The sequence below is a fragment of the Maribacter luteocoastalis genome (assembly GCF_048890225.1).
GTDB lineage: Bacteria > Bacteroidota > Bacteroidia > Flavobacteriales > Flavobacteriaceae > Maribacter > Maribacter luteocoastalis.
Window position 1 is genome coordinate 1 of the sequence record NZ_JBMFZG010000016.1, and the last position, 5,848, is coordinate 5,848.

Genomic DNA, 5,848 nt, shown 5'->3' on the forward strand with positions numbered 1-5,848 from the left:
CATAAAAAAAGGCCCCTTACATCACTGTAAGGGGCCTTCGAAAAAGGCGGCTACCTACTCTCCCACTTGGTATAGCAGTACCATCGGCGCAAACGGTCTTAACTTCCCTGTTCGGAATGGTAAGGGGTGGGCCCCGTCGCCATGGCCACCTAAGTTTTGGACCGGGTGTTATCCCGATCGCGGCCTTCGCCGCAATATCGTTGACATGAATGGAACAGGTGTACCTATAAAGGAAAAAAGCACGTATAGTCTAAGTATGCGTATATAAAAAAGAAAGATGTAAAGATCGTTGCCGTCCCTCCCCTAAGGGAGGGGACGGGCACGTGCGCAAGCCTGACGGGCAATTAGTACTACTCGGCTACGGACATTACTGCCCTTCCACCTATAGCCTATCAACGTGGTCATCTCCCACGGCCCTTTAAAGAAATCTCATCTTGTGGCCGGTTTCGCGCTTATATGCTTTCAGCGCTTATCCGATCCCGACATAGCTACCCAGCGATGCCCCTGGCGGGACAACTGGTGCACCAGCGGTCGGTCCGACCCGGTCCTCTCGTACTAGGGTCAGATCCACTCAGATTTCTAACGCCCGCAGTAGATAGAGACCGAACTGTCTCACGACGTTCTGAACCCAGCTCGCGTGCCACTTTAATGGGCGAACAGCCCAACCCTTGGGACCTTCTCCAGCCCCAGGATGTGACGAGCCGACATCGAGGTGCCAAACCCCCCCGTCGATATGAGCTCTTGGGGGAGATCAGCCTGTTATCCCCGGCGTACCTTTTATCCTTTGAGCGATGGCCCTTCCATGCGGAACCACCGGATCACTATGCTCTTGTTTCCAACCTGGTCGACCTGTATGTCTCTCAGTCAAGCGCCCTTGTGCCATTGCACTCTACACACGATTGCCAACCGTATTGAGGGCACCTTTAGAAGCCTCCGTTACTCTTTTGGAGGCGACCACCCCAGTCAAACTACCCACCACGCACTGTTCCCTAGTTATAGGGTTAGGCCCCGGACAAGCAAAGGCTGGTATTTCAACAATGACTCCACCACACCTGGCGATGCAGCTTCAAAGTCTCCCAGCTATCCTACACATTGCTTGACCAAGGTCAATACGAAGCTATAGTAAAGGTGCACGGGGTCTTTTCGTCCCACTGCGGGTAACCGGCATCTTCACCGATACTACAATTTCACCGAGCTCATGGCCGAGACAGTGTCCAGATCGTTGCACCATTCGTGCAGGTCGGAACTTACCCGACAAGGAATTTCGCTACCTTAGGACCGTTATAGTTACGGCCGCCGTTTACTGGGGCTTCAATTCAATGCTTCTCCCCGAAGGAATGACATCTCCTCTTAACCTTCCAGCACCGGGCAGGTGTCAGGCCCTATACTTCATCTTTCGATTTTGCAGAGCCCTGTGTTTTTGATAAACAGTCGCCTGGACCTCTTCACTGCGGCCCCCCATAAGGGGGCGACCCTTCTCCCGAAGTTACGGGTCTATTTTGCCTAGTTCCTTAGCCATGAATCTCTCGAGCGCCTTAGAATACTCATCCCAACCACCTGTGTCGGTTTACGGTACGGGCTGCTTCACTCGTTTTTCTTGGAAGTCGATATGCTGGATTATCGGCTTGGCCGTAGCCTCGCCGTACTATCGCGGTGTTACCACTCGCTTCAACGTGCAATTCCGTCTGCACGCACCAACTTCTCGCCTCCGTCACTTTTAACGTGAGCAGGTACGGGAATATTAACCCGTTGTCCATCCACTATCCCCTTCGGGTTCGCGTTAGGTCCCGACTGACCCCCAGCTGATTAGCATAGCTGGGGAAACCTTGGTCTTTCGGCGTGCGGGTTTCTCGCCCGCATTATCGTTACTTATGCCTACATTTTCGTTTGTAGCCGCTCCAGCATCCCTCGCAGGTACACCTTCAACGCTGGCTACAATGCTCCCCTACCCCTTGTATAAATACAAAGCCATGGCTTCGGTAATATGCTTATGCCCGATTATTATCCATGCGGAACCGCTCGACCAGTGAGCTGTTACGCACTCTTTAAATGAATGGCTGCTTCCAAGCCAACATCCTGGCTGTCAATGCAGTTCCACCGCGTTTTGTCAACTTAGCATATATTTGGGGACCTTAGCCGATGGTCCGGGTTCTTTCCCTCTCGGACATGGACCTTAGCACCCATGCCCTCACTGCGTTACATCATTTCATAGCATTCGGAGTTTGTCAGGAATTGGTAGGCGGTGAAGCCCCCGCATCCAATCAGTAGCTCTACCTCTATGAAACTAATAACACGCTGCACCTAAATGCATTTCGGGGAGTACGAGCTATTTCCGAGCTTGATTGGCCTTTCACCCCTACCCACAGGTCATCCCAAGACTTTTCAACGTCAACGGGTTCGGTCCTCCACTATGTGTTACCACAGCTTCAACCTGCCCATGGGTAGATCGCACGGTTTCGCGTCTACTACTACTGACTATGGCGCCCTATTAAGACTCGCTTTCGCTACGGCTCCGTTCCTGAAGAACTTAACCTTGCCAGTAAAAGTAACTCGTAGGCTCATTATGCAAAAGGCACGCCGTCACCCCGAAGGGCTCCGACCGCTTGTAAGCGTATGGTTTCAGGATCTATTTCACTCCGTTATTCACGGTTCTTTTCACCTTTCCCTCACGGTACTGGTTCACTATCGGTCTCTCAGGAGTATTTAGCCTTGGCGGATGGTCCCGCCGGATTCATACAGGGTTTCACGTGCCCCGCACTACTCAGGATACCACTATGTTTAACGCTCCTTACCTATACCGGGCTATCACCGTCTATGGCCGCTCTTTCCAAAGCGTTCTAGTTCATTGCGCAAACAATGGCGTGGTCCTACAACCCCGTTATTGCCGAGACAACAACGGTTTGGGCTAATCCGATTTCGCTCGCCGCTACTATCGGAATCACTTTTGTTTTCTCCTCCTCCGGCTACTTAGATGTTTCAGTTCACCGGGTTTGCTTGGCTTACGCCATGACATGTCTTCAACATGCCGGGTTGCCCCATTCGGATATCCGCGGATCATATCGTGTGTGCCGATCCCCACGGCTTTTCGCAGCTTATCACGTCCTTCTTCGCCTCTGAGAGCCTAGGCATTCCCCATACGCCCTTTTCCAGCTTGTCGCCAGATCTTTAATCTATTCTAATTTATTCGTACTCTTTACTTAATAAAGATTCGTGTTTCTTTCTTTTTTAGGTCGGTAAGATAAAAATCTTACCTCCTGTTCCAATATGTCAATGAACGATCGCGACTCGCGATAGACAATCAAATCATCTATGCAAATCACCGCAAGCACTGGAAGATAATATTTCATATCTCCAGGCATTGCCTGGTGGAGAATATCGGAGTCGAACCGATGACCTCCTGCGTGCAAGGCAGGCGCTCTAGCCAGCTGAGCTAATCCCCCATATACTAGTAGTTAGTACATAGTAGTCAGTAGTCAGTGCCTCCAACTACTACTCAACTTCTAGAATTTCCTATTCAATATTTCAATCTATGAACGTTCCAAAACCGATCTGACAAAAAGCGGCATTCGCTCTATGGTTTGACCAGCCTTAGGCTGTAGTCCCAGGCAGACTCGAACTGCCGACCTCTACATTATCAGTGTAGCGCTCTAACCAGCTGAGCTATGGGACTGTCCCTACTCTCTCTTTTCAGTACAAATACCTTTTCGAAAAAGCAATTACTTATATATCATAATTATGGAGATCTTGTTTGAACAGTACTATATAAGGACAACAAATATTAAATCAAAAGACCGGGACCGTGGTCATATCTTCACTTCATCAGGGACCGTCCTTAAAAGGACAATCTCTAGAAAGGAGGTGTTCCAGCCGCACCTTCCGGTACGGCTACCTTGTTACGACTTAGCCCTAGTTACCGATCTTGCCCTAGGCCGCTCCTTGCGGTGACGGACTTCAGGCACTCCCGGCTTCCATGGCTTGACGGGCGGTGTGTACAAGGCCCGGGAACGTATTCACCGGATCATGGCTGATATCCGATTACTAGCGATTCCAGCTTCACGGGGTCGAGTTGCAGACCCCGATCCGAACTGTGACAGGTTTTATAGATTCGCTCCGCCTTGCGACGTGGCTGCTCTCTGTACCTGCCATTGTAGCACGTGTGTGGCCCAGGACGTAAGGGCCGTGATGATTTGACGTCATCCCCACCTTCCTCACGGTTTGCACCGGCAGTCCCGTTAGAGTCCCCATCATGACATGCTGGCAACTAACGGTAGGGGTTGCGCTCGTTATAGGACTTAACCTGACACCTCACGGCACGAGCTGACGACAACCATGCAGCACCTTGCAAATTGCCCGAAGGAAAAGGTATCTCTACCCCTGTCAATATGCATTTAAGCCCTGGTAAGGTTCCTCGCGTATCATCGAATTAAACCACATGCTCCACCGCTTGTGCGGGCCCCCGTCAATTCCTTTGAGTTTCATTCTTGCGAACGTACTCCCCAGGTGGGATACTTATCACTTTCGCTTGGCCGCCCAGGTCTCAAGGACCCGGACAGCTAGTATCCATCGTTTACGGCGTGGACTACCAGGGTATCTAATCCTGTTCGCTCCCCACGCTTTCGTCCATCAGCGTCAGTATATGGTTAGTCACCTGCCTTCGCAATCGGTGTTCTATGTAATATCTATGCATTTCACCGCTACACTACATATTCCGGCAACTTCACCATAACTCAAGACCAGCAGTATCAAAGGCAATTCTATAGTTGAGCTACAGACTTTCACCACTGACTTACCGGCCCGCCTACGGACCCTTTAAACCCAATAATTCCGGATAACGCTCGGACCCTCCGTATTACCGCGGCTGCTGGCACGGAGTTAGCCGGTCCTTATTCTTACGGTACCGTCAGTAAGCTACACGTAGCTCTTTTTCTTCCCGTATAAAAGCAGTTTACTACCCATAGGGCATTCTTCCTGCACGCGGCATGGCTGGATCAGAGTCTCCTCCATTGTCCAATATTCCTCACTGCTGCCTCCCGTAGGAGTCTGGTCCGTGTCTCAGTACCAGTGTGGGGGATCCCCCTCTCAGGGCCCCTACCCATCGTAGCCTTGGTAAGCCGTTACCTTACCAACAAGCTAATGGGACGCATGGCCATCTTTTACCGCCCGAAGGCTTTAACCATATCCCGATGCCGGGCCATGGTGCCACGGGGCATTAATCCAAGTTTCCCTGGGCTATTCCCCTGTAAAAGGTAGGTTCCATACGCGGTGCGCACCCGTGCGCCGGTCGTCAGCGGAGCAAGCTCCCTGTTACCCCTCGACTTGCATGTGTTAGGCCTGCCGCTAGCGTTCATCCTGAGCCAGGATCAAACTCTTCATCGTTGTTTTGTAAATATTCGTCCCAACGAAGCAAAAAATTCTCCCGGCCCCGACTCTCGATTCAATTCCTTATATATATTGGCCGAATCTCTTCGGCCACATATTAAATTGTATGTTTCCTTAATTCTTGTTCCTCTCGAACAGGTCCTCACCTATTCTCGATTCTTATCTCCACAATATTTCAATGAACTCCCTTAAAACCGTCGGACAATAACGCCCTTTAGGTCTTTTTGCGCTTGGGCATTTCCCTAAGCGGCTGCAAATATACAACTGTTTTTTAACCCGACAACTTTTTAAAGAAAAAAAATAAATCTTTTTTTTCGCCGGACAACCCAACAACTATATAAGAACTTTTTCCCTGCATGGAATCCGGAAATCCCTTCCTCCGTAACGGGCTGCAAATGTACACCCTATTTCCATTCCCACAAGACTTTTTTTTAAAAAAATTGCAAAATTTTTATATCTAAAACCCAAC

The 5,848-nt window shown here is 50.2% G+C and carries 2 tRNA genes and 3 rRNA genes; all 5 read right to left on the bottom strand.

The features are described 5' to 3' along the window. Window positions 1-41 precede the first annotated feature (41 nt). Window positions 42-153: ribosomal RNA gene (rrf, locus tag ACOCEA_RS17795) — 5S ribosomal RNA — on the bottom strand. Window positions 154-323: 170 nt separating this feature from the next. Next, window positions 324-3,158: ribosomal RNA gene (locus ACOCEA_RS17800) — 23S ribosomal RNA — on the bottom strand. A 205-nt stretch (window positions 3,159-3,363) separates the two neighbouring features. Next, window positions 3,364-3,440, bottom strand: a tRNA-Ala gene (locus ACOCEA_RS17805). Window positions 3,441-3,596: 156 nt separating this feature from the next. Then, window positions 3,597-3,670, bottom strand: a tRNA-Ile gene (locus tag ACOCEA_RS17810). Between the two features lie 181 nt (window positions 3,671-3,851). Continuing rightward, window positions 3,852-5,376: ribosomal RNA gene (locus ACOCEA_RS17815) — 16S ribosomal RNA — on the bottom strand. The 16S, 23S and 5S rRNA genes sit together here with 2 tRNA genes alongside, the layout of an rRNA operon. Between the last annotated feature and the right edge of the window lie 472 nt (window positions 5,377-5,848).